16 protein-coding genes and 1 pseudogene are annotated in these 19,088 nt (G+C 44.9%); 10 read left to right on the top strand and 7 right to left on the bottom strand.

Annotated features, from left to right (window positions below):
* Positions 1-14: 14 nt before the first annotated feature.
* On the bottom strand, positions 15-401 hold the full coding sequence (locus N646_RS02470) for a hypothetical protein (protein WP_017820647.1): 387 nt from the start codon (positions 399-401) through the stop codon (positions 15-17).
* A gap of 65 nt (positions 402-466) precedes the next feature.
* Complete coding sequence (locus tag N646_RS02465) at positions 467-1,771, bottom strand: MipA/OmpV family protein (protein WP_021707746.1); 1,305 nt, start codon at positions 1,769-1,771, stop codon at positions 467-469.
* Between the two features lie 235 nt (positions 1,772-2,006).
* Here N646_RS02465 and N646_RS02460 point away from each other — a divergent pair, with 235 nt between their 5' ends.
* The 3 genes from N646_RS02460 (at position 2,007) to N646_RS02450 (ending at position 4,931) form a co-directional block, all read left to right on the top strand.
* A complete protein-coding gene (locus N646_RS02460; protein ID WP_017820645.1) occupies positions 2,007-2,351 on the top strand; it encodes a VC1380 family protein in 345 nt (114 codons plus the stop codon).
* Positions 2,352-2,360: 9 nt separating this feature from the next.
* Entirely contained in the window at positions 2,361-4,301 is a 1,941-nt protein-coding gene (locus N646_RS02455) for an alkaline phosphatase D family protein (RefSeq protein ID WP_017634943.1), read from the top strand.
* Between the two features lie 189 nt (positions 4,302-4,490).
* Positions 4,491-4,931 carry a tellurite resistance TerB family protein gene (locus N646_RS02450; RefSeq protein WP_017820644.1) on the top strand — a complete coding sequence of 147 codons (441 nt, stop codon included), beginning with the start codon at positions 4,491-4,493 and terminating at the stop codon, positions 4,929-4,931.
* 241 nt (positions 4,932-5,172) lie between these two features.
* Here N646_RS02450 and N646_RS02445 read toward each other — a convergent pair whose 3' ends face one another.
* On the bottom strand, positions 5,173-5,703 hold the full coding sequence (locus N646_RS02445) for a 3'-5' exonuclease (protein ID WP_017820643.1): 531 nt from the start codon (positions 5,701-5,703) through the stop codon (positions 5,173-5,175).
* Between the two features lie 82 nt (positions 5,704-5,785).
* Positions 5,786-7,327 (bottom strand): sensor domain-containing diguanylate cyclase, encoded by a 1,542-nt coding sequence (locus tag N646_RS02440; protein ID WP_005377686.1) that lies wholly within the window; start codon positions 7,325-7,327, stop codon positions 5,786-5,788.
* Between the two features lie 291 nt (positions 7,328-7,618).
* Between N646_RS02440 and N646_RS02435 the strand changes: the two are divergent.
* The 3 genes and pseudogenes from N646_RS02435 (at position 7,619) to N646_RS02425 (ending at position 13,098) form a co-directional block, all read left to right on the top strand.
* A pseudogene (locus N646_RS02435) lies at positions 7,619-8,252 on the top strand (DUF2760 domain-containing protein).
* A complete protein-coding gene (locus tag N646_RS02430) occupies positions 8,252-10,216 on the top strand; it encodes an Hsp70 family protein (protein WP_017820642.1) in 1,965 nt (654 codons plus the stop codon). The pseudogene N646_RS02435 and the gene N646_RS02430 overlap by 1 nt, the downstream one beginning before the upstream one ends.
* 56 nt (positions 10,217-10,272) lie before the next feature.
* The gene (locus N646_RS02425; RefSeq protein WP_017820641.1) at positions 10,273-13,098 is read left to right on the top strand and encodes an Hsp70 family protein; all 2,826 of its coding nucleotides are present in this window, start codon (positions 10,273-10,275) and stop codon (positions 13,096-13,098) included.
* 85 nt (positions 13,099-13,183) lie between these two features.
* Here N646_RS02425 and N646_RS02420 read toward each other — a convergent pair whose 3' ends face one another.
* Entirely contained in the window at positions 13,184-13,378 is a 195-nt protein-coding gene (locus N646_RS02420) for a hypothetical protein (RefSeq protein ID WP_005377692.1), read from the bottom strand.
* An 86-nt stretch (positions 13,379-13,464) separates the two neighbouring features.
* Here N646_RS02420 and N646_RS02415 point away from each other — a divergent pair, with 86 nt between their 5' ends.
* A complete protein-coding gene (locus N646_RS02415; protein WP_017820640.1) occupies positions 13,465-14,151 on the top strand; it encodes a DNA-3-methyladenine glycosylase I in 687 nt (228 codons plus the stop codon).
* A gap of 83 nt (positions 14,152-14,234) precedes the next feature.
* On the opposite strand, the gene N646_RS02410 is transcribed toward N646_RS02415, so the two are convergent.
* Together N646_RS02410 and N646_RS02405 are read right to left on the bottom strand one after the other, a co-directional pair.
* Entirely contained in the window at positions 14,235-15,212 is a 978-nt protein-coding gene (locus N646_RS02410) for a Gfo/Idh/MocA family protein (protein WP_017820639.1), read from the bottom strand.
* Positions 15,213-15,223: 11 nt separating this feature from the next.
* On the bottom strand, positions 15,224-15,511 hold the full coding sequence (locus tag N646_RS02405; RefSeq protein WP_017820638.1) for a putative quinol monooxygenase: 288 nt from the start codon (positions 15,509-15,511) through the stop codon (positions 15,224-15,226).
* Positions 15,512-15,614: 103 nt separating this feature from the next.
* On the opposite strand from N646_RS02405, the gene N646_RS02400 reads away from it, so the two are divergent.
* From N646_RS02400 to N646_RS02390, 3 genes are all read left to right on the top strand, one after another.
* Positions 15,615-16,493: a LysR family transcriptional regulator gene (locus N646_RS02400; protein ID WP_017820637.1), complete on the top strand. Its 879-nt coding sequence runs from the start codon at positions 15,615-15,617 to the stop codon at positions 16,491-16,493.
* Positions 16,494-16,917: 424 nt separating this feature from the next.
* Positions 16,918-18,261: a sodium/glutamate symporter gene (locus N646_RS02395; RefSeq protein WP_017820636.1), complete on the top strand. Its 1,344-nt coding sequence runs from the start codon at positions 16,918-16,920 to the stop codon at positions 18,259-18,261.
* A gap of 204 nt (positions 18,262-18,465) precedes the next feature.
* Positions 18,466-18,957 (top strand): type II secretion system protein, encoded by a 492-nt coding sequence (locus N646_RS02390; RefSeq protein ID WP_005377704.1) that lies wholly within the window; start codon positions 18,466-18,468, stop codon positions 18,955-18,957.
* The last annotated feature ends 131 nt before the right edge of the window (positions 18,958-19,088 follow it).

Genomic DNA, 19,088 nt, shown 5'->3' with positions numbered 1-19,088 from the left:
GGTCTCTTACATCGTCAAAGACGATTCACTTTCTCCAAGTTGCGTATTGCATCAAGGTAGACTTTTTCTAAAGACCGCTCAGCTTCGCTTATCATATTCTCGATCATCGCATTAAACGCGACATCGCTACGGATTTCTATATTGTCTCCCGCCTTAACGTCAAGAGAGTTGACGTACAACACCAACCATTCATCTCCCTCCAAATGCCCTTCTCCGTGAATGGCAAAAAAGCGTTTAGCAAATTCATAGTTAGTACAATTTATCGCTTCAATTTGAATATTGAATGAGGAGTCGATACTCATGGTGCTCATGCCATCCGATTCATCAGATGCATCACAAACAGCCTTAACTCTGGCACGATATACGAAATTTCTCGTTGAAAGCAGCATAGTATTATTCATCTTTACTCATAATGGGCGATAAATAAGTCAGTTGCAAATCCGACCTATATGCATCTCGCGATGCGCTAAAACTCGAACTGGAAATAAATAGTATTGTAGTTGCTCCCACCTTTAATTCGCCCAAACTGGGAAGCGCTTTCAAAAATCGCCGAGCGGTGATGCAATGAATAGCCCACCCACATATTGTTCCAGCTCTTTTGGTTGAAGAGATCGCCTACATTGACATCAAACGAGAAATCTAGGTAGTTGAGCAACTTGCTTGGTGTATAACCCTTGTCTTCCATTTCTGTGCCTTCAATATAGGTAATGCTATCAATGTATGACACACCTTCCGCTACACCAAATCGCCAAGTCGTAGGCCAATTAACCGTATAATAAGCCTTAATCGCCATGACGTATTCTGTGCTCGCAGACTGAACACTGGACGACCAGTGATGAACCAACCCTGGCGTTAAATAAATATCAAGAGGAAAACCAAACAGCTCATCCGTTAATGGATGCCCATAAAACAATGAAGTAAGTTGATTGTCGTATGGGTCTTTTTCTCTCTCAAAGCTAAATATTTCACCGATGTTCGAAGGCGTCGCCCAACCATGCGCAATACGTAGATATGCTTTATTGCTCAGTGTCGGTTTCGGAACTTTGCTTTTATCGTTGAAAAAGCCAAAACCGACAAACACTTCTCCCTGATATCGATCTTCTACAAGCTGACTGTTGTAGGCGTTATCATCTAAGCGAGTAACACTCGTCTCACCCAGTAAATACAAATTTGAAGTTACATGGTAACGCGCCTTAATACCAAGATTGGTGTCAAGTCCAGCTCCAATTCTCTCGCCAGTAATATCCTTAAAGGAATAATATTCACTATTGAAATCAGCGTCTTTGTATCGAATCGTAATCGATGGCTCTAATTCCCAATCCCCAAATACATAATTGGCAGCAAGGCGGTAATTAGAGTGAAACTGGAGTTCGTCGTCCGTCATCAGCTCTACTTCTGCGCGCCAATTGTCGTTAATGCTATAACGCACTTGCCCACCGAAATCGACTCTGTCCCCTTCATTAGCATTTTGTAGCGACATGGGAATATCGACAAATCTCAATCGCATGAGTGCGCTCGCGCGCCAGTCGGAATCACTCTCGTTATACAAAAACGCGCCACCTTCAATGCCATTGATATACACATGTTCGTTTTCAAAGAACATCATTGGGACAAATGTACTCACCGTAGAGTCATTATCGGCGGTATAAAACGGAATCGATGCTGTGCGATACATCGCAGCAATCCCCCACGTTTGTTCTTCTGCACCATGCGCAGAAGAAACTGCCGCAGCTAAAGGTAAAGCGAGTGTTGTTAGAATTAATCTCTTCATGAGTTCGAAAAATGTTGGTTGAGAAGCAGGCAAACATCAATGATTTGCCATTAAAAGCTTATGTTCTGCTGATGATAGCCGTTACAATGGCAAATGTTGTCATCCTCGTGACAGTTTGAGTCCCAAGATCATATTAATATTGCACGACTAGGTGAGCTTGTTTGCGAATATTTTACCATTACAACAAGCGCTTAAACTCTAGCTTAGTTCTAAATCAAACATAATGAAGTAAAAAGTGAAAGCATCAGAACTCATCTCTACCTTGAATCATTTACCCGCAGACACAGACATTGTGATGGGAGAAGCATGGCTGCCAGAGAGGTTGATAGGGACTCAACTCGATGGTGACATGTTGTTTTTGCACTTTGATAATGCACCAGAAGATGGTCAAGGTGACGAAGAAGGGCGTGGCTTCGTCGAACACGAAATCGACCTAATTAGAACTCGGCTTCAGCAAATTTTGGATGAAGACAGTGATAACGCGTCAAAAGCCGATGCGATGCTTGGTTTGTTCCTTATGGGACATGAACTTAGTAGCTCGCAAGTTATCGAAATATTAGAAGAAGAAGCTGACACATAAGGAGCCGTTTTGCCAGCATTGATGAACACGACTGAAATTTCTTCACTTCCTCTTGTCGTTGCAGGTCCGATCCTACGTAAAGTGACCGCAACTGAAATCAATATTTGGCTAGTCACCACCCAACGCTTGGAGGGTATGGTGCAAATTACGGATGAAAATGCCTCCATCCTTTATCAAGCCCCTTTAAGTGAACAAAAAGAACAGCTTCAAATCGGCCTCAATGCGTGGTGTTGCTTACTTAAATTAGAAGGCGAGTTTCCAACCCATCAAGCGTTACGCTATCAAATAAAAACGCAATATGGCTTAGTGACGGAACTGCTCCCTCACCTGACTTATGAGCGAGATAATACGCCAAACTTGGGTATTGAGTTCCTCGTTAGTGAAAAAGCGGATTATCTCTTACATGGCTCTTGCCGTAATCCCCATCACTTCAGTGATGATACATTGGTCGCTGCGGATCATAAAATCGCGTCTCAATCCATTGAAGAGAGACCAGATATGCTCATCATGAGTGGTGATCAAATCTATGCAGACCATGTTGCAGGCCCCACTCTCGATGCCATTGAGCAAGTCATAGCTTTATTGGGTTTGCCAGGCGAAGAATTCGATCAAGCTCCGATAAAAAATACCAATGACCTCTACCAACACCCTGCTTGCTATTATGGTCGAGATAAATTGTTGCCTCATTATGTGAGTGATGACAGTTTACTAAGTAAGTTTTTTCCACACCGAGGGACACCAATATTCAGCGCCAAAGAGTGTGAGAATCACCTAATAAGCTTTGCTGAGTGCTTTGCAATGTACTTATTGGTTTGGTCTCCGACCTTGTGGAAGCTTGTTCGAACGGATCGTTTATTAGAAAACGAATTTACTGTCGGCGGAGAAGTTCTTGAACCGAAATGGCAGCAGCAATGGCGCGAAGAAAAAAAACAAATTGATAAATTCGTCGCAGGTCTGGACAAGGTTCAACGCTTACTCGCTCACATTCCAACCTATATGATCTTTGATGATCACGATGTCACCGACGATTGGAATCTCACCATAGGCTGGGAACAAGCCGCATACAGCAACACGTTTGCAAAACGCATTATCGGTAATAGCTTGATTGCTTACTGGCTTTGCCAAGGTTGGGGAAATGCGCCAGAAAAATTCAATGATGAATTTATGAGCCTCGCTCAACGCTTTATCGATGAGCGAACCTCGCAAACCCAAGATGCATTTATTCAATATTTGTATCGCTTTGAGAATTGGCACTACACCATTCCTACGACACCAAAAGTTGTCGTGCTAGATACACGAACCAGACGCTGGCGTTCTGAGTCTAAAATGAACAAACCTTCTGGCTTAATGGACTGGGAAGCGATGATTGAGTTCCACCAAGAACTCGTGCACCAAGACAAAGTTGTTATTGTTTCTGCCGCGCCAATGTTTGGTGTGAAATTTATCGAAGCACTACAACGTGTGGTGACCATGCTTGGTAAACCATTGATGGTTGATGCTGAAAACTGGATGGCTCACCCCGGAAGTGCGAATACTCTTATTAGTATTTTCACACACACAAAGACACCAACTAACTTTGTTATTCTCTCTGGCGACGTACACTACTCTTTTGCATACGATATTAAGCTCCGCTATCGAAAAAACAGTCCGAATATCTATCAAATCACCTGTAGTGGAATTAAAAATCAGTTCCCTACACAACTGCTCAATATTTGTGATGGCCTAGATAGACTGCTATACAGCCCTCGCTCACCTTTAAACTGGTTCACAAAACGTAAACGACTCAAGATTTACAAACGCGCACCAAGTACGCACAACTTTTATCGCTTGGTTAACCATAGTGCCATTGGTGAGCTACGTCTTGATGATGAAGGCAAACCAAGTCAAATTAGTATTCTGACGAGTGATGGTGACGAAGTTCATTTTCCACCGACACGTGCTGAAAGCTGAGTATCAATCCCAAAATGACTTGCCCTTTGTAAGAGGCAAGTCACCTTAAACTAACTCAGGAGTTTAGGTTTTTTGGGGAGAAAGTGGCCGTGCTTAAATGTCAACGGCGTGCTAAATTTGGTATCGCACCTTGAGATCTTCCGTATTTATTACCATGTTAACCAAATAAACAATAGCTCGGTGTTCATTATGTTTAATTCTCTCACATCATTATTTAAACAACTCATTGATGGCTCTGATTTAAGCCAAACCAACACACTTTCCCCTAACATGGCTATCGCGTGTTTGCTTTGTGAAGTTTCTGGTGCAGACCATAGTGTCGATGATAGAGAACAAGAAACAAAGCGCTCTTTATTGATGAAACTGCTTTCGTTAAATGAAGAAGAATCAAATACTTTGTTAGAGCAAGCGCAACAGAAAATAAAAGATTCCGCTTCGCTGTACGACTTTACCTCTCAACTAAGAGAACTGACTCAAGAAACTCGTTATAACTTAATCAAAAGCATGTGGGAAGTCGCTTACGCAGACGGCGAAATTGACCCGCTAGAAGACGCGGTGATCCGTAAAACAGCAGAGCTACTCTATGTTGATCACAGCGAGTTCATTCGAGCGAAGTTACAGTCTCAGTAAAGTGACGAGATGAGTATATAAGTCGCTGGCTAACTCTAAGCTACCCCTAGGATGACAACAGATATCGCTTCTGTAGCCATAAAAAAACGCGCACTCTGCGCGTTTTTCAATAAGCCAACGACATTGTTATTAAAATACTGGTCAAGGTATGTGTTTAGCTCTTTCCACACTAAACAGACTGCATGACAAAACAACAATGGTTGGATGATAATTTAATTACAAGCTAGCTAGGTTCGAATAACTAAAACATGGTCAAAGCAAGCTTAGCTAAGTTGTATGCATCTACATAGCCAGAGTGTTGACGCCCTTCCCAGTCTATTCCTTTTGCTTCTTGAGCGGCTCGATGGCCTATACGTTTATCTTTAAGACGATTTTGAATACGGTAGAGTGTCGCTAAGTTGATGAACTCTGTGAACGGTGCTTCAATACCTTTTTGCTTACACTCTTCTAGAAGAATGAGGTCATCTCGCCCCCAAGATGCAAAGATTTTGTTGCGACCACCGAAGTTCTTAACCATAGATTTAAGCACTTCTTCTAGTGGGCGTCCTTGTTTTTCAATCTTAAGTGGTGTGATGCCCGTTAACTCAGCGCAAAACAGAGACACTTCATCGTGTTCTGGTTTCACGTAGTATTGAGCACGCTTGACTATCTCACCTTTAGACAAATCTATTTCAGCTAAACCCACTTCGATAATTTCACCCGTGCTGCCGACGCCATTTTCGTTCCAGCAACACATTTCTAAATCGAAGCATACAATACGGTTATGGTTCATAGTTTGCCTTGGTTCCTAACATAAAATTTAAAGCGTGCGATTCTATCGTAACACGGCGTAAAACTCGAATTTGTGCGCCCATTTAATCGCCGATCGACACATTATTACGGCCGTTTTTTTTACTCAAATAGAGTTGACTGTCCATTTTGTGATACAAGCTCTCAGGATCTTCTTCTTTATGGATAACCGCACCGATACTCAACGTACAGATGATTGACGCATCACCATAATCAAAAGCCGTACTTGCCACAACACTCCGTAACTTTTCTAGGTAAGCTTCTAGCACCGCTCTATCAATGACTTTAGAAATAATACAAAACTCGTCACCACCAGCGCGGTAAAACTTATCTCCCGGTTTTAAATTAGCACTGACCAGCTTAGTGACATGTTGCAACGCTTCATCTCCACCTAAATGGCCGTGTTTGTCATTAATCACTTTGAAGTGGTCGATATCAAAACCAACCAAGGCGAAGTTAACACCTTTGTTTATCTGATTAAGCAAGTGATCGTTGAATGCTCGGCGATTCAGTAGTTGAGTTAGAGGGTCTCGCTCTGCCATTCTTTTTAATTCAACGGTTTTGAGCTCCAACATGACCGCTAAGCGCTCTTTTTCTCGAGACTGTAAATTCACAATCCAACTGATCAAAAAGGCGATTACCAATCCGGCTAGCGTCGTGCCCGCTAAAATAGAACGCTCCCAAGCTGAGACTGCGTCAGAAAGTTTAAAGTCAATACGCCATTCACGGTTAGGCAGTTGAATGGTTCGGCTTATAACGGTTCCTCGAATGTTATCCCAGCTAGCACTTTGAAAGAGAACAGGGTCATCTGCTGCGTCGAATCCCAAGTCTTCTACGCGCACCGACATATCGAGCTCCGTCGCGGTTTTCGTAATCAAATCCTCAAAGTAAACCGTACTTCGGATAACACCGGTCACTACTCCTAATAAATATTTGTTCTCGAAGTCGAACACTGGATGGAACACCAGCAACCCAGTCTTAGGTATGGACTTGTCATAACCATCTTGCAGTAAGCGAACTTTATCCGAGACATTCGCTCGCCCATTTTCGGAAATATCATCCAAGATTAAATCGAAGCGTTTGCGCGAAAAATAGAAACCCAATAGAGAAAGGTTTTCCGGTGTTCTTGGGTAGATATCCGACGCGATAAAAATTGGCTCATTGTGTTCAAAAATGTACCCGTAGGTTTTGGGACCATCTTTAGGAACGGTAAACGGTTGGAAGTTTGGAAATTTTTGACGGGTCTTTAAAATATGTTCATCAAGATCTTCGAATTCGACCTTTTGCATCCATTGAAGTCCAATGAGACTTCGCGAGCTATTAATCACTTGTTCCGCATACATGGGAAACGATGGCCAATAGCTTCGCTCAATCGAATGGAAAAAGTTTGCGCCCGCACCAATGAACTTTAGATCATTCTCGACGTTTGCTTTAAGTGATTCTGCTTGTCGGTCGGCTAAAGTATCAAACGTCGTCTGTGTATACCGTTGCTGCATTGTATAAGCAGCACCTACTACACCAGCAGTGACACATAAAGTCGCCAAAAAAGCTAAAATAGAGTCTGAATGTCGTTTTATAAAGCTCTTATGAGCGGTGCTTTGTGTCATATCGTAATTTTTGATACTTCCGTAAGTTAAACTTCGGGATCTATTGAAATACTGCGTTAGCAATGCACAAACATCAAGCAACAACCTATATTGGGGAGTCTGATCGTCGATTTTTCACGCTGTTCGTACGGTATAGTCACGAATTATTACAGCCTTAAGCCTTGAATATGCTACCATCCGTCATCATTTTAATGTCTAAACTTGGTGCAAGATCGCAAAGACGATCGTTTTAGTGAACAAATATGAGCCAATACTGAGCACCAATAAATCAATAGAAAGAGAAAAAACGTCATGAACATTGATTTGAACCTAATTCCTCAAACGTTCGATATGCTTCACGCTGGCCTAACCGCATCGAGCGTTTTGCTTCTTCTAGTTGCAGTGTCGCGCAAATCAAAAGTGGTCGAGAAAGTGGTAGAAAAACCAGTCGAGAAAATCGTCGAGGTTGAGAAACCAGTTGAGAAGATCGTTGAAGTAGAAAAAGTAGTGGAAGTAGAGAAAGTCGTCGAAAAAAGTGGTGGAAGTTGAATCAAAACTTGCAACCGCGTCAACGGACTCTGCAATGCAGCTGCTTTCTATCATGCAACAAGAAGCTCGCCTGATTGACTTCCTAAAAGAAGACCTAACGTCATTCTCTGATGAAGAAGTAGGCGCAGCCGCTCGCGTAATCCACACTGGCGGTCAGAAAGTACTGAACGACTACGTGACGCTAGCGCACGTTCGTAACGAAGACGAAGAAACTCGCATTACGGTTGAAGAAGGCTTCAACCCACAAGAAATCCGCCTAACTGGCAACGTAACAGGCAGCGCGCCATTTAACGGCACGCTAGTTCACAAAGGTTGGAAGGCAACATCAATGACGTTGCCTAAACTGGCTGAGAACTACGACGCATCTGTGATCGCTCCAGCTGAGGTTGAGCTGTAATGGAACACATGAACCAAGAAAACCATTCTCGAGAAGTGTCTGTTGAAACTCAACAGACGCCTAAATTCAGTGTTGGTATCGACTTAGGTACAACACACTGCGTCATGTCTTTTGTTGATACTCACGACGAAGACGCTCGCGTTGAAGTGATGCCTATCCCGCAACTTACTGCGCCGGGCACGGTAGAGACTCGCAGCCAATTGGGCTCTTTCCTTTACCAACCACACGAACACGAAATGAACCCGCAATCACGCGTTCTTCCGTGGTCGAGCGAGCCAAAAGCTCTGGTTGGTGCTATTGCACGTAACCTAGGTTCAAAAACACCGATTCGCCTTGTTGCAAGTGCGAAATCTTGGCTTTGCCACGCTGGTGTGAATCGTCGTGATGCCTTCTTACCAGCAGGTAGCCCAGAAGAAGTGGAAAAAGTATCCCCTCTTCGCGCGACAGAGCTTTACCTAGAGCACCTAAAAGACGCTTGGAATCACACCAATCCAAATCACAACCTTGCCGATCAAGACGTTACCATTACGGTTCCAGCTTCTTTCGATCCTGCGGCTCGAGACCTGACAGCCGAAGCTGCACGCAACGTTGGTTTTGTGCACCTAACGCTTCTAGAAGAGCCTCAAGCTGCGCTTTACAACTGGATTGATAACAGCAACGACAAATGGCGCGACGAAGTTGAAGTTGGCGACATCGTGCTTGTGGTCGATATCGGTGGTGGTACAACCGACCTTTCTTTAGTTGAAGTAACAGAAGACGAAGGCAACCTAACTCTGAACCGTATCGCGGTAGGTGAACATATCCTACTTGGCGGTGACAACATGGACCTTGCACTTGCGTACCGCTTGAAGATGAAGCTAGCGCAAGAAGGCAAAGAGCTACAGCCATGGCAAGTTCAGGCGATGACGCACGCATGTCGTGACGCTAAAGAAGCGCTATTGAACGACAGCGAGCTTCAGTCAGTGCCAATCGTTGTACCAAGTCGCGGTTCTAAACTGCTTGGTGCAACGCTGAAAACTGAACTGACTCAAGAAGAAGTACAACAAACATTAGTTGACGGTTTCTTCCCTCAAGTTGCGATTACCGATCACCCTGTTCAACGTAACCGTGGTGCACTAACGCAAATGGGTCTGCCTTACGCACAAGATGCAGGCATTACTCGTCACATTGCAGCGTTCTTGTCTAAGCAAGCCAATGCTCTTTCTGCTTCAGGAAATGGCGCAGAAGCAGCAGCTCAAGATTTCAACCCATTCGCTAACATGCCTGGTATGCCAGGTTCGGATGCAGCCCAATCAGCTGACTTCATCAAGCCAACAGCAATCCTATTCAACGGTGGTGTTCTGAAATCGAAACTTCTAGCAACTCGTCTAGAAGACACGATCAACGAATGGCTAATTGAAGCAGATGCTGAAATGGCAAAACGCCTAACAGGTGTGGATCTAGACCTTGCAGTTGCTAGCGGAGCGGCTTACTACGGCTCTGTGCGTCGTGGTCAAGGCGTTCGTATCCGCGGTGGTATTGCTTCGGCGTACTACGTGGGTATCGAAAGTGCGATGCCAGCGATTCCGGGCATGGCGCCTCCAATGGAAGCACTTTGTGTTGCACCATTTGGTATGGAAGAAGGTTCAAGCGTTGACGTACCAAGCCAAGAGTTTGGTTTGATCATCGGTCAGCCGGTTAACTTCCAATTCTTCGGCTCAACCGTTCGTCGTGATGACCTAGCGGGTACTCACCTAGACTACTGGGCACCAGAAGAGCTTGAAGAGCTACCAGAAATCCAAGTAACGCTGCCTGTATCTGAAGGTCGCCGTGAAGGTGAAGTGGTTCCGGTAACCCTAGCTTCTCGCGTGACAGAGCTTGGTACGCTTTACTTAGAAGCCATTGCCGCTGATAACGGTCAAAAATGGCATGTTGAGTTCGATGTGCGCGAAGACGCGAAAAGCAACTCAAACGAAGAAGAATAAATAGAAAATCAAACGGCATCCAATCGGGTGCCGTTTTTAAATACACGAAGGTTTGTATGGCATCTCCTCGTTTTCTTGTTGGTATTGACCTTGGCACCACAAACACTGTGGTGGCGTATTGTGAAATTACCGACAACCTTGAACAATCCGAAGTATCCCTATTCGACATCGACCAATTGATTGGTCCGGGTGAAGTGGTTCGTAAACCATTGCTGCCCTCTTTCCGCTATCACCCTGCGGTTGGTCAAATCTCCCCTTCTGACCTAACACTCCCTTGGGAAAACGAACCTGTCTCTGGTGACATTAGTAATGTGATCGTGGGTGAATGGGCTCGTGAGTTAGGCGCTAAGGTGGAAGGACGTCAGGTATCCAGTGCAAAAAGCTGGCTATCTCACCAAGCCGTGGATCGTAGCTCAGACATTCTTCCTTGGGCTGGTGCGCAAGACGTAGATAAAGTTTCTCCCGTCATTGCCAGCGCAAGCTACCTCAACCATATTCGTCAAGCATGGAACTACCGTCATCCTAGCAATAAGTTAGAAGACCAAGATGTGGTTGTGACCGTTCCAGCGTCGTTCGATGAAACCGCTCGTAAGCTCACGCTTGAAGCCGCTGAGTTGGCAGGTTTGAAAAAAATCGTCCTGCTCGAAGAACCACAAGCCGTATGTTACGACTGGTACGCACGCCACCAGCAAACCGCAGCTGATGAACTCAAAGAGTTACCGCTGATTCTGGTGTGTGATGTGGGCGGTGGTACTACCGACTTAAGCTTGATTGAAGCCAGTTTCTCTTCTCAAGATGAACTAGCCCTTGATCGTATTGGCGTTGGCGAACACTTGATGCTTGGTGGTGATAACCTCGATTTAGCATTAGCACACCTTGCGGAGAGCCGCCTTTCTCAAAATAAAGGGGAACAAAGTAAGAAGCTCACTGCCGCAAGCCTGACTAAGTTGATTCAGCAAACGCGTAAAGCGAAAGAAAACCTGCTTTCAGCGAATGCACCTGAAGAAGTGAAAATCACCATGCTGGGCAGCGGCTCGAAACTTCTTGGCGGAACAAAGAGTATTGGGCTGAGCAAACAAGAAGTGCACCAAATCGCTTTAGATGGCTTCTTCCCGCTTTCTGATTTCAGTGAAGTACCAGACAAACGTCGCAGCGCGGTTGTCGAGTTTGGTCTTCCATACGTTGCTGACCCAGCGGTGAGCAAACACGTAGCCGAGTTCTTAACTCAGCATCAGCAAGTTGCTCGTGCCGCTCTTGGCATTGAAGACGACAAACAAAATGCCATGCCAGTCGGTTTGCTACTTAACGGTGGTGTGTTCAATAGTGAACTTGTTACTGAGCGAGTCACTACCCTACTGTCCGATTGGCGCGGCGCTCCGGTTACGGTATTAGACAACCCACATCCAGATTGGTCTGTTGCACTAGGTGCTGTTGCGTTTGGTAAAGCACGTCGTGGTGCACAGCTAAAAATTGGTGGTGGTGCAGCGCGTTCTTACTTCTTGCATCTTCAAGAAAAGAACAAGATGGGCAAAGCGCTTTGTTTACTTGCAAAAGGTACAGAAGAAGGACACGAGATCCGCTTAAGTGGTCGTCGCTTCTCGCTTACCCTAGGTGAACCCGTTCGCTTTAACCTGCTGACTTCTACCCACGACACCTTAACCAATAACACCGCTATTCAAAACGGTGTGATGGTTGACGTTGATCCGGACTTGTTTGCTCCTCTTCCGCCTTATATCACCACCCTTGAAGGTGAAGGCGCCGAGCTACAAGCCAACCAGAAAGAGCGTGTAGAAGTGCAACTGGCGTGTCAGTTGACTGAAGTCGGCACACTTAAGATGGAATGTGTCAGCGCAGAAGACGATAGCAAACGTTGGGAGCTAGAATTCGAAGTTCGTAATAAGCAAACCGATGACAGCGAGCAAGTTAAGCTTCACCCTAAACTGAACGAATGTAAGGAGCTGATCGCTCGCCTTTACAGCGGTAATAAGAAAAGCGCGGAAAGTAAAGAGATCAAAACCTTAGCCAAAGATCTTGAGAAGAAACTGGGCAAACGTGATGAATGGGATTTCACTACCCTACGTCAACTGTTCGATACCTTTGCACAAGGTCGTAAGCGTCGCCGTCGTTCTGAACAACACGAGAAAAACTGGCTTCGTTTGGCAGGTTTTGCACTGCGTCCGGGCTTTGGCGATCCAACCGACTCATGGCGCATTGAGCAAGTTTGGGGTCTCTACCAGCAAAACATTCAGTTTAAGAACCATCAAGGTTGGACTGACTGGTGGGTATTCTGGCGTCGCATTGCCGGTGGTTTAAGCCAAGAGCAGCAAGAGACCATCTTGGCGGACATCGCGAAATACCTACACCCTGGCGCGATGAAAAACCCACAATCCGCCAAAGCAGCGCAAGACATGGGTTACGAGTCGATGGTTCGCTTGTCTGCCTCTCTAGAGCATCTAGAAGTCGAAGACAAAGTTCTATTGGCTACGTGGTTCTTGAGCAAAGCCATCAACCATAACCAGTTCGAACAAGCACACTGGTGGGCAATGGGTCGCTTGGCATCACGTACGCCTTTATATGGCAGTCAGCATAACGTCGTTCCTCGTGAACAAGCGGAACAGTGGTTGCCTAAGCTGTTAGAGCAGAACTGGCAGAAAGAGCCAATGATCGCTTTCGCAGCCGTAATGATTTGTCGTAAGACAGGCGACCGCCTATTCGATATCTCAGACGACTACCGTGAGCAGGTACTGGCTAAGTTGAAGCAAAGCAAGGTACCTGAATCTTGGGTATCATTGGTTGAAGAAGTCAAAGAGCTATCTGAGAGCGAATCGAAGCGTATCTTCGGTGATGCACTGCCAAGCGGTCTGACGCTGGTAAATAACTAAGCTCCCATGCTCATAAACGCAACAAAGCCCTTCTCGTGAAGGGCTTTGTTTTATCTGATTCTGCTTGCTGACGAAAGTCGACTCGTTAATTCATTTCCGTATTGATCACCACATCACGCGTTTCATTATCCATATCACTGATGCCGACCACTGAGATTTCACGGTCAGATAAATTCTCAATCATGCTGTCTTCCAACCCACCGTCCGTCATCCACGCATAGAATTTTTCCGCAATACGATCCGAACCTTCCCCGACAAACGTTAATGTGACCTTCTTCATTTGTGACACTCCATCAATTTACGATTCAGCCACTTAAGCGTAGTATGTTTCGCAAATATCGACATAAACTAGGACTAACTTCTTTTATGAGTATCGAAAAATTTGACGCGATTTATCAGCGCGCTGCCGAGCGTAAAGGTGGTGAAGATCAACTTGAAGCGCTTTTATCTCATCCACTAAGCAAAGAAGAATTGGCAGCGATTCCCGACGACCGTTGGCTGGCCGCTTTTTCGATGAAAGTATTCCAAAGTGGGATTTCGTGGAGTGTGGTTCGCAACAAGTGGCCGAACTTCGAAGAAGTGTTCTTTGGGTTTAAGATTGAGCCGCTATTAATGCTGTCAGATGAGCAATGGGAAACCAAAGCAACCGACAAACGCATCATTCGCCACCTCACTAAAGTTATGTCGATTCCTGCCAACGCTCGTATGATCCACGAAGCAAAAATCGAATACGGCTCGTTTGGCAAAATGGTTGCCGATTGGCCGCAAGATAAAATCACCGACCTGTGGGCGTATTTGAAGAAACGCGGTAATCGCCTAGGCGGAAATACTGGCCCTTACACACTTCGTCAAATGGGCGTTGATACCTTCATCTTGTCTAGCGACGTCGAGGCTTACCTGCGCAATTGCAAGATCATTGAAGGTGGCAAAGATACGAAAAAATCGCTCGATGCAACCAACAAAGCGTTTGTTCAATGGCAGCAAGAAAGTGGCAGAAGCCTGTCTGAGATCAGCCAAATCATTGCGTTCAGCACCGGCGATAATCGCATTTAACAGAGACTGAACCCAAAACAAAACGGCGCACCAAATATTGGATTTAGTGCGCCGTTTTTATGTTCATTGGTTCAAGTACAGACTTACTTTGAAGCCAGTGATTCCCACTCAGTCAGTAGCTGCATAATACGGTGAGAGTCTTCCCATGTTGCACAAGGGTTCTCTAACGATGTACGCCCTGCTTCAACCGCTTGGCGAATATTGCGCACTTGATAGAAGAAAGCGTCTCCAGCTGCCGATACAGACACCTCGCGCTTCGACGTCTCGTAAATTTCCACACTAAACTGGTTGTCTTGCGTTGGTAGCCATGGATTCGAGTCTAACGTAATACTGCCTTTACTACCCAGAATAGTGAATTGGTGTTTCAATCCATGATCTTCGGCGGTGTGTACGCTCGCCGTTTGTTGCTCACCGAATTGCATCATCAAACTCGATTCACAGATATTCCCATCGTTACCTCGTCGACCAATCGCCGTCATAGAGCGGTTTCCAAAGGCTTGTTCACCCAACATGGTTTTCACCACCAAATGCACCAATGACATTGGGTAGCAACCTAAGTTATACAAAGCACCTTTACTGTCTGGATTAACAAACTGCGCAATCGACGCAATATAAGACGTGTGGATGGAGCGAAGTTCACCAATCTCTCCCGATTTAAGCACAGAAACCAACTCGCTGATCAATGGGTGATGTAAGTACATCAAACCCTCAGCAAAGAATACCTTGTGCGTTTCGACTGCTTTTAGGGCCAACTCGGTTTTTTCCATATCTACCGACAGTGACTTTTCACACAGGATCGCTTTTCCCTGCTCTGCCGCTTTAACGATAAAGTCATGATGAAGGTGATTTGGCAATGCGATGTAAATAATGTCGACTTGCTCATCGGCAATCAACGCATCGTAATCGTTGAACGTATTCTCGATGCCATATTGCTCAGCGAATGTCTTTAAGTTCTGCTCCGAACGCCCAGCAACCGCGTACAGTTCACTCTTGTCATCGCCTTGGATTGCCTCAGCCATGACACCTGAGATAAAGCTTGTGCCTAAAATACCCCATTTCATGTTCGCCTCTCCTATTGAGCTTGGGTTTCGAATGCTTGAACTAACTCTGCCATTTCAGCCGCAATAAACGCTTGTGTATGCGGCATAGCAAAATGCGCTTCAATCGCGGCGCGGTTTTCATATCGCTCCCAAAGAATCACACGTTGTGGATCTTTAGAATCGTAGGTCGCACTCGCTTGCAAGCACCCCGCTTCGCTTTGCATATCAAGGCAAAATTGTTCAATGGCTTCAACTACTTGTTGTCTTGGCTTATCGGCATTCATTTTCAGTTCGGCGGTAACAAAAATCGTCTCATTCATGATGGATCTCTTTCTCCATTCTTAATCATACGCCCACTGTAATTAACCTCGTTTGATTGATAAACTCTGCTTTAGTTATTTCTTTATCAACTCTGGGTGTGCAATGGATAAATTAACAAGCATGAAAGTTTTCGCTTACGTGGTCGAACACGGCAGCTTTCGTAATGCTGCACACCACTTTGATATTTCACCGACCATGGTTGGCAAGCACGTGAGCTTTCTTGAGCAAAGCTTAGGTACACAGCTGATTCATCGGACCACGCGCAAACAGTCCTTAACCGAAGCCGGTAAACTCTACTACCAAGAGTGCCACCGCATTATTGAAGACATCACTAACGCAGAGAACTTAATCCAGACGCTGATCAACCGTCCAACCGGAACAGTAAAAGTTAACTGCCCTGTCACGTATGGCAAAAAGGTCATTGCTCCTATCGTGGCTGACTTCTTAGCTGAATTTCCCGATTTGAACGTTGAGCTGATGTTGGACAACAATTTGATTGACCCATATCGAAGCGAAGCAGACGTGATTATTCGAATCGGTGAGTTGGTCGATTCGTCGTTAGTCGCGAGAAAATTGGGTGAATACCACATGACTTACTGCGCCTCACCCTCTTACCTTGAACAACATGCCCCTATCCAATCGCTTGATGACCTTGAACATCATCATTGTTTGGGGTTTCAGTATCACCAAGGAGAAAGCCAACAAGTGGTGAACATGCCATCTAATACCTTTGGAAACAGTAACACCCGATTAACGTCTAACAATGGTGATGTGCTTAAGTTTGCTGCGTTAAAAGGCTCTGGTGTTCTTCTGCAACCAAAGATCTTAGTTGAACAGGAAATCCAATCTGGCGCCTTGGTAGAAATTCTCCATTCACACATTCCCAAGCCAAAACCGATCCACCTGCTTTACCGTTCAAAACAGCTTTCCCTTAAAAATCGCACCTTAGTCGATTTTGTTCTTTCGCATGTGAATCCGTAACGCCCCACATAAAGCGGCGACAATTTAACCATTTAATTAACTTTTATTGTCGATATGACAAATATTATTGCTTGTTAATTGTCTTTATTTTTCATGTTGTTAGTCAGAAACACCCATAACTAGGCATAATTTATTGATTCACACCAATTGCATTGCTCTAACAAAGTGACTAGGATTGCCGCCTTTCCTGAGTGAACTATCAAAAAAATATCGAGAAATTTAATCTAATTTCTCTTCCTGTTCGTGTGCAATCACAACATTTACACTCATTTCAAATTGCATAAGCACATTCCTTTGCTTATGAAAACGACATTGATTTCTCAACGCTGTTAGTCACGTATGTGGCTTTTTGGCTTGAGAGAGATTTTTATTCAAGGTAGGTCACAAGGACGCTACCCCTTGACTGCATTTACTGGAGGATAAGATGCCTAAAGGTCTAATGCTGACTGACTTAGCCATCGCTGGCTTACTATTAATTTTGGCAAAAGTCATTCGCGTTCACGCGCCATTATTACAGCGTATGTACATTCCATCGGCGGTTCTCGCAGGATTATTCGGTCTAATTTTTGGACCAGCCCTGTTAGACGTACTGCCTTGGACCGATACGTTTACCGCTAACGCAAGCCTATTAACTGCTGCACTTTTTTCTGCGTTAGGTCTGGCAACGGATGTTCCATCACCTAAAACCGTCGCACAGCGTGCTGGCTCATTGTGGGCGTTTAACCAAATCGCTTCTGTTTCTCAGTGGTTGTTTGCAGCAATGTTTGGTCTAGTTCTCACAACCTTCTTCTGGCCAGAGATTAATCCTGGCTTTGGTGTGACAATGTCTGCGGGCTTTATGGGCGGACATGGCTCTGCATCTGTTGTTGGTGAAATCTTCACGGGGCTTGGCTGGGAAGATGGCTTCACACTTGGCTTAACGTTCGCAACCGTGGGTATTTTCATCTCGATTTCTGTCGGCATGCTCATGCTGCAATTCGCATTGAAGATGGGTTGGATTCGTAGCTTTACGACCTTCGACAGCATGGACGAACACGAACGCAAAGGCCTTGTTAAGCCTGATGATCAAGAACCGGTAATGAAAGACACCATGTCTTCCCTGTCGGTTGATTCTTTCGCGATTCACGCTGCGTTAGTGGTTGTCGTAACCGCTTTCTCTTATGTCGCCGCCAACTACTTGTCTTCTTTCCACGATAAGGTGCAGATCCCGACGTTTGTAACTGGCTTCCTTGGCGGCATGCTTGTGCGAATCATCGCGAAACAAACGAAAGCTTCACGCTATCTTTGTGACGGTGCATTCAAACACGCTGCGGGCATCAGTACCGATTATTTGATTATCTTTGGTATCTCAGCCATCAAGATTACCGTCTTAGCCCAGTATTTAATGCCGATGGTAGTACTTGCAATCGGCGGTATCGCCTTCACACTATGGCTAATCTTTTGGGTAGCGCCGCGAATCATGGGTGAAGATTGGTTTGAGAAAGGCATCTTCTCTTGGGGTTGGTTGACCGGTACGGTAGCTATGGGTATTGCGTTGCTTCGCATTGTTGATCCAAAAATGCGTAGCAAGGTGCTTGATGATTACGCCATCGCTTATGTCCCTGGCTCAATCACTGACATCTTCATCATCTCTTTGATGCCAATCGCGATGTATAACGGCATGCACTGGCAAGCGCTTGGTGTAGGATTAGGTTACATCGCAATTGTCTTATTTGTTTGGCGATTCATTTTTAAACGTAACAGCAGTGCTCTGACACACGAATCTTAGTCGCTTTACTCGGGAGGATTTTATCCTCTCGAGTTCATTCCTTGGTTTTTATCAAAATCACTCCTCATCTCGAAAATAAGCAACTTGTTTTATATTTGAGATTTGCAATCCCGATCTCTTACTATCATTCTTTTTTAATACTTGACCTGAAAGTTTCTATATCAGAATAGCCGCCTATTCGTTTCTAAAACATGGAGAAAGGCTGTGCGTCGCTCTCAAGGATTTACTCTTATTGAACTCATTGTGTGCATCATCATTCTTGGTATTGTAAGCGTCGTTGCATTTCCTAAATTTCTTGGCTTACAAAAAGATGCCAGAGTGGCGGTTCTATATGGAGCCAGAGAAGCACTCATGACCGCCAACAACTTTGTCTACACCAAAGCAGTGATTCAATCTCAAGAGACAGTAGATGGCGGCATACAATATAACATTGATCTAGATAATGACGGCCATAACGACCTAATTGGTTACTTTGGATTTATCAAAAATGTTATTCCAGCAAAAGAGCTAGCAGGCTTTGATCCGCAACTCACTATCAACACTTGGTATGGGGTAGATAGCCCAGACGAGCCCTACTTCCTTATTGGTTTTGCAAACAAGCCTGTTGGTCCAGAACATATGTGTTATGTCGAAGTTTACTACCCAGAAACTCCTGGTGGCCAAGTGAAATACAAAATACAAACTGACGATTGCTAATTCCCATAGAGAGTGGCAGTAACACTTTTACTTTTGGTGTCTTCATCGTTATTGCAAGGTCATGGCTCCAAAACCACCATTAACAACTATTTCACATAATGTCGTCGCACAGTTAGCTCATAGAGATAAAA

Origin of the sequence: Vibrio alginolyticus NBRC 15630 = ATCC 17749 (assembly GCF_000354175.2) — a bacterium.
GTDB lineage: Bacteria > Pseudomonadota > Gammaproteobacteria > Enterobacterales > Vibrionaceae > Vibrio > Vibrio alginolyticus.
This window is presented reverse-complemented; position numbering and strand designations above follow the sequence as displayed.

Excerpts from the sequence above, each read along its gene's own strand:
- N646_RS02395 (WP_017820636.1), top strand. The coding sequence starts at position 16,918 with ATGCCTAAAGGTCTAATGCTGACTGACTTAGCCATCGCTGGCTTACTA.
- N646_RS02415 (WP_017820640.1), top strand. The coding sequence starts at position 13,465 with ATGAGTATCGAAAAATTTGACGCGATTTATCAGCGCGCTGCCGAGCGT.
- N646_RS02400 (WP_017820637.1), top strand. The coding sequence starts at position 15,615 with ATGGATAAATTAACAAGCATGAAAGTTTTCGCTTACGTGGTCGAACAC.
- N646_RS02410 (WP_017820639.1), bottom strand. The coding sequence starts at position 15,212 with ATGAAATGGGGTATTTTAGGCACAAGCTTTATCTCAGGTGTCATGGCT.
- N646_RS02470 (WP_017820647.1), bottom strand. The coding sequence starts at position 401 with ATGAATAATACTATGCTGCTTTCAACGAGAAATTTCGTATATCGTGCC.
- N646_RS02405 (WP_017820638.1), bottom strand. The coding sequence starts at position 15,511 with ATGAATGAGACGATTTTTGTTACCGCCGAACTGAAAATGAATGCCGAT.
- N646_RS02425 (WP_017820641.1), top strand. The coding sequence starts at position 10,273 with ATGGCATCTCCTCGTTTTCTTGTTGGTATTGACCTTGGCACCACAAAC.
- N646_RS02445 (WP_017820643.1), bottom strand. The coding sequence starts at position 5,703 with ATGAACCATAACCGTATTGTATGCTTCGATTTAGAAATGTGTTGCTGG.
- N646_RS02430 (WP_017820642.1), top strand. The coding sequence starts at position 8,252 with ATGGAACACATGAACCAAGAAAACCATTCTCGAGAAGTGTCTGTTGAA.
- N646_RS02450 (WP_017820644.1), top strand. The coding sequence starts at position 4,491 with ATGTTTAATTCTCTCACATCATTATTTAAACAACTCATTGATGGCTCT.
- N646_RS02465 (WP_021707746.1), bottom strand. The coding sequence starts at position 1,771 with ATGAAGAGATTAATTCTAACAACACTCGCTTTACCTTTAGCTGCGGCA.
- N646_RS02420 (WP_005377692.1), bottom strand. The coding sequence starts at position 13,378 with ATGAAGAAGGTCACATTAACGTTTGTCGGGGAAGGTTCGGATCGTATT.
- N646_RS02440 (WP_005377686.1), bottom strand. The coding sequence starts at position 7,327 with ATGACACAAAGCACCGCTCATAAGAGCTTTATAAAACGACATTCAGAC.